Raw genomic sequence first — 5,150 nt, 5'->3', positions numbered from 1 at the left:
GTGTCGGTTGTGTTTGTACGGGTTGGGATAGGGCTTTTGTCGGAATAATCGGTTGTGCCGTGATCGGTTTCGTTGGGATAGAGGGTTGCGGCACTGCTACGGGAATCGGTGCGGATAGGTGCGGAGTCGGTTTGGTAAGGGAGACAATGCTTAAATGTTTTAACGGTATCTTGACCATCGGCGGCGGAGTGCGCATTTGGATTAAGGCGACAAATGCCAATGACCCCATAAGGGCATGAAAGGCGAGTGAAACGAGAAACGATTTGCGCGCGGTTGTCATCATAAGTGTATCCATCCTTTAAAAATTGCTATGCCGACAACTGCGAGGAGCAGCGGGGCAATATGTTGTAACGCATTCCGATAGTACGAGAGATGTTTAAGACTCTCTTTGAGTATCTGGGTGAGAACGACCGAAAAAAAGAGAAACCACAACAGTGTCGCACCCAATCCGAAGGCTAGGCCATACGCAATCGCCCACAGAACAGAGGTGCTGGTGGCGCTCAGTGTCATCATGGTGATAACGGGGGCGCATATCGACATGGATAAAAGAGCTCCGGTGATAAACAGCGCGATGTTCCCCTGCAGGGTGTTGGGTGCAGCGTTGCAGCAAGACGCCGAATCTCTCAATGAAAACCATAACCGTCCTGCGAGGATGAGGGTAACACTGCCGAGCAGATACCCCATCAAGGCGGTATCGCTGATGAGGGTCTTAATCATAGTCGCTCCGAGATAAGCGATGAGGGAGAGAAAAATATAGCCGCTGATCCGCCCCAGGCTGATGGGGAGGAGAATTTTCAAACTTTGTTGCCGTGTAGCGCTGTTAGCCAAAAGGATCGGCGATAAGAGCGGCATACAGGTGAGCATACACGCGGTTGCTCCGTACGAGAGGGCGACAATAAAGAGTGAAAAAAGGGTCATTGCTTCCATCGATTTATGCTTTCCACCATTTATCGATTTTGGTTCGCTTTTTGAACCCCTCTTTGGAGGAAGAGAGGATTGTAATCGGACCGTATTTGAAGTTCATCACCCCATCATGCGGGCAAAACTCGACACATCGGCCGCAGAGGGTACAATCAGAGTGGGTGATATTTTTATTTTCGGCTTGATTTTGAATCTCGTAGATATCCATCGGACACGCTTTGACACAGCTTGAACAGCTGTCGCAGTGCGAATTGCCGTTTTTAACGAGGCGTAAAAGACCGATTTTTTTGAACAAGGTTTGCATCGGCAAGATTGGGCAGATACGGCAAAACGGCTGGCGGACGAAAAGGGCGAGGGCGACCATTAAACCAAACAGCAAATCGGCAATGAGAGAGAGGATGAAATACCCCGTATTTGCCTGAGAGATATAGATTTGATTCATATCGCCGGTCATAGCGGTGGTCATGATGCGGCTCGGGCAGATAGAACAGTAGGGATTTCCCCACTCGTGTCCCAGAAATCCGATCCCTGTTAGAAACGGTAAGATAAGGACTAAAAAGAGGAAAATAAACCATTTGATCGGTCGGATTTTGTTCACCGTTTCGCGCGTTAAACTCCCCAGTTGGGTGAGCCCCAGTTTGGTTCCGATGAGCCCTATTGTCTCTTGGAAAAATCCAAGAGGACAGAGCCACCCGCAAAACGCTTTATTGAGGATAAGGATTAAAACCGCGACGGTTCCGATCGTAATCAGCGTCCCCATCAGCGCTTCCATCATCCCTGCATTCTCTGTAAAGAGGGTGGAAACACGGTGATCCATCTGATGTTGGAGCGGGATCAGTGCACAAAAATCTCCCCCGCTCTGATCGTAAGCACATGAGAGGGCAGGGAGGTTTTGAGTTAGTTTGTCTCCCGTGTAGAAGGTGGTAAAAATCATTGCACCGTAGACGAAAAAGGCAAAGGCAGTGAGTTGAACAACTCGTCGAAGGGCTGTAACGGTCAATAGTTTATCCACGGGTAACTCCTGTTTTTTTGCTACGGCGATAGAGGAATAATCCCCCTAAAAAACCTATAAAAATGGCTCCAGCTCCATAGGATTGCGATTGCCAATAGTCATTGGGATTAAGTGAATAGGGCATACTCAGAGTGCTTTTATAGAGGTGTTCACCGTCATGATATTGCGTTGTTAGGAGAAATTCGGAAGGTTTGTTCTCGCTACGTCCTACTTTAACATTTTTAAAATCGTTCGGGAGGGTGATCGAAAATGCCCCCGTTTGATCCGTCGTATAGGTGTGAGCCGGAGTATCATGCGTCTCTAACGTAACGGCGGTGTTTATGAGCGGGCTTCCCTGAAAATGGAGGAGAAAATGGTATGACTTTGATGCCGTATAGCGGTCATGCTCACGGTGAAGGGGATCGGGGATAATCTCCAAATCGGTTTTAGGCAACGTGGTGAGCTTCGTCGGAGAGATTTTGCAGGGGCGACCGTGGAGGCTGAGATAGCGGATAGCACTAAAGGTTTCGTTGGCATCTTTTCCTTCTGTTACCATCGCATAATAGCCCCCCATAGGCGGTTTGGGGAGCATCACGGTATTCTGTTTAAATGAGAGTGGCTTTTCGGAGAGATCAGGGAGGATGAGGTATACCGAAGCGTTCGCTTCCGTGTTCATGAGAGCAAACATAGCACTCTCTCCCTTGGCGTGAGCTCCATGTTTGGAAGCGGTTTTTTTCCCATCATCGCATCCGTGCGGTGTCCAATAGATCGCTCCATCGCCATACCCCCAGAGGGTGGCGGCACTGAGGAGAGCTAAAATTGTTTTTTTCATCCTCAATCCTTAGAATTTGACCGAAAGTCCGGCGGTATAAACGCGACCCGGATTGACAGTAAGGGAGAGATCTTCTTGATTATAGATTTTGTTGTAATCACGATCGTTACTGCTGCGCGCCGTGTTAAAGTAGAATTTATTAAACACGTTGTCGATACGGGCAAACAGATCAAACGTAAAATCTCCCCATGTTTCACTGTGTTTAGCAAGGAGGTTGAACACACCGTACCCCGGCATTTTGAGCTGATTGAGTTCATCGGCATAATAACTCGATTTCAGTGTCCATTCGGTGCTGAGTACGGTGGATGGGGTAATATTGTAATTACCGGTTAGGTTGAGTGTGTGATGCGAGGTACGCGGGACGGCATTTCCGGTGAGATCGTAATGCACTTGAGTGTATGCGGTAGGACCTGATGTGACATACGGATTCCCCAATCCTAAATAAAAATTGTCGTACTGGGTAAAATAAGCATCCAAATAGGTGTAGGCGAGATCAAATGAAAACGTTTTTTTCGGATCGCTTTGGAGAGAGAGCTCTAGTCCCTGACTGCGCATTCCACCGATATTTTCATATTTTTGCGGGTTGGCGGTGGTTGCGGCCGTGTATTGTCCGATCGAGGACATGATGTAATCTTTTCGATCGAGCAAAAATAAAGTTGCTTCGTAGGTTAGAGTGTTTTCCAATGCCGGCAGGGTTCCTCGTATCCCCAAATCATAGTTGATTGCTTGTTCCGGTTTGAGATCGGGGTTGTTAAGCACTTTGGAATCGAGGGTGATCGATCCGTTAAAGAGTTGATCGATGGAGGGGGCGCGAAACCCGGTAGAACGGCTGAAAAAGAGGGTGGTTGACTCATTGAGAGTATGGGATACCCCGATACGGTGGGAGTAAACGTCAAAATCTTTTTGTAGCGAAAGTGCATTGAGATGATCGTCATAGTCCAGTCGGATATTGTCATAGCGACCGTTGAGTGTCAGAGTCGTGGCTTCGCTGAGGGGTACTTTGATTTCGAGATAAGGGGCGTAAACCTCTTCGGTCGTTTCGTTGTCCCCGGTAACAGTGCCCGCATAGTAGGTCGGAGGCGTAGGACGGGTTCTGAAATCGACAAGATAAGAGGTTTTATTTTCATAGATGTTGTTACGGATATCGGCACCGATCATGTAAGCGAGAGTGTCTGCGTTACCGCGGTATTCGCTCTTAAGTCCGCGTTGAACTTGGTGATAGTCGTTGAGGGTAGTATACGCATCTGAATCGGTGACGGCGGTTCCGGTAGAGCTGTATTTTTGAGGGGAACTTACAAACTGGGTATCGTCTCCATATTGGTATACGTTTACGAGGAGGTTGGAGTTGTTTCCGAAATCTTTAGCGTAGGTGAGGAAAAGCTTGAGGAGATCGACATCGTACATACGAGAGTAGTCCCGTCCCGCGACACTGGTCGGATCGGTGAGTGCCTGCGTCATCCCCTCTACCGTACCGTGCGAATCTTTTTCACGCTGAGAGGCTTCGAGCCCGAATGTCAGATCGCTGGTATCATCGATATAGTACTGGAGTTTTCCGTTCGCGTAGCGTGATAGATAGTCTGAATCCTTCCAATACCCGTCGCTTTTGCGTTCGCTGATTTGGATCCGTCCGTTAAAAGAGTCTTTGGCAAATGAGGTTTCGGCCAACAGCTTTTGGTATCCGAAACTGCCGAATTCGGAAGAGAGCATTGATTTGCTCACTGCCCCTTTTTTGGTCGTAATGATAACGGCTCCGGCGAGGGCATCGTCTCCGAAGAGATAGGAGGCTCCCCCTTTGATCACTTTGATCGATGCGATGTTATCGAGATCGATATTGACTGAGCCTGTTCGTTCAAATACGGGAACACCGTCGATGACGACGGCAACCCCCGGTTTTTCACCCATGTAGCGTTGGTTTTCTACCCCGCGAATATGGATTTTGAGACTATCTCCCGCTTTGATCTCACTGGTAATACCCGGTATGGATTGAAGAACCTGCTGAAGATTTTCGATATGGGCTTCATCCACTTTTTTCCCCTCGATAGTGGAGGTTGAAGAGACTTCGGTACGGGTCGGATGGAATCGGTCATCGATCGTGGTGGAATCAATGCCGATGATTCCAAGGTTTTCAGCCCCGAAACATGAGCTGATCATGAGGGATGATAGTAATAGACTGAGGGTGATTTTGCGGGTATTGACCATCGCACTTCCTTAAATATGAGGATTAAAGTGTGCGATTATGAAGAAATAGTGTTACATTTGTGTTAAATATATAAAATAAGATTAAATTTATATTTTTAAGAGAAGCTATAATTATGGAAAAAAATGGAGAAACTTTATGATTATCTGGCATAACCCGAAATGTTCAAAATCACGTGAAGCGTTGAAATTGCTCGAAGAGAAAGGGGG

General features: G+C 47.6%; 5 protein-coding genes. All 5 read right to left on the bottom strand.

The annotated features are described in order from the left end of the window. Positions 1-283 (bottom strand): hypothetical protein (locus tag A3G19_RS10805; protein WP_294872785.1); only part of this gene is annotated, 283 nt, incomplete at its 3' end. Next, positions 280-927 (bottom strand): sulfite exporter TauE/SafE family protein, encoded by a 648-nt coding sequence (locus tag A3G19_RS10800; RefSeq protein ID WP_294872783.1) that lies wholly within the window; start codon positions 925-927, stop codon positions 280-282. The genes A3G19_RS10800 and A3G19_RS10805, both read right to left, overlap by 4 nt. 4 nt (positions 928-931) lie before the next feature. Continuing rightward, the gene (locus tag A3G19_RS10795; protein ID WP_294872781.1) at positions 932-1,933 is read right to left on the bottom strand and encodes a 4Fe-4S binding protein; all 1,002 of its coding nucleotides are present in this window, start codon (positions 1,931-1,933) and stop codon (positions 932-934) included. After that, positions 1,926-2,744, bottom strand: coding sequence for a hypothetical protein (locus tag A3G19_RS10790; RefSeq protein WP_294872779.1), 819 nt, complete (start codon positions 2,742-2,744; stop codon positions 1,926-1,928). The genes A3G19_RS10795 and A3G19_RS10790 overlap by 8 nt, the downstream gene beginning before the upstream one ends. Positions 2,745-2,753: 9 nt before the next feature. Continuing rightward, entirely contained in the window at positions 2,754-4,943 is a 2,190-nt protein-coding gene (locus A3G19_RS10785) for a TonB-dependent receptor (RefSeq protein WP_294872777.1), read from the bottom strand. Positions 4,944-5,150 lie beyond the last annotated feature (207 nt).

The sequence above is a fragment of the Sulfuricurvum sp. RIFCSPLOWO2_12_FULL_43_24 genome, from assembly GCF_001829605.1.
Classification (GTDB): Bacteria; Campylobacterota; Campylobacteria; order Campylobacterales; family Sulfurimonadaceae; genus Sulfuricurvum.
The sequence above is the reverse complement of the archived record's forward strand: the minus strand, read 5'-3'. Positions and strand labels throughout refer to the sequence as shown.

Excerpts from the sequence above, each read along its gene's own strand:
- A3G19_RS10800 (WP_294872783.1), bottom strand. The coding sequence starts at position 927 with ATGGAAGCAATGACCCTTTTTTCACTCTTTATTGTCGCCCTCTCGTAC.
- A3G19_RS10790 (WP_294872779.1), bottom strand. The coding sequence starts at position 2,744 with ATGAAAAAAACAATTTTAGCTCTCCTCAGTGCCGCCACCCTCTGGGGG.
- A3G19_RS10785 (WP_294872777.1), bottom strand. The coding sequence starts at position 4,943 with ATGGTCAATACCCGCAAAATCACCCTCAGTCTATTACTATCATCCCTC.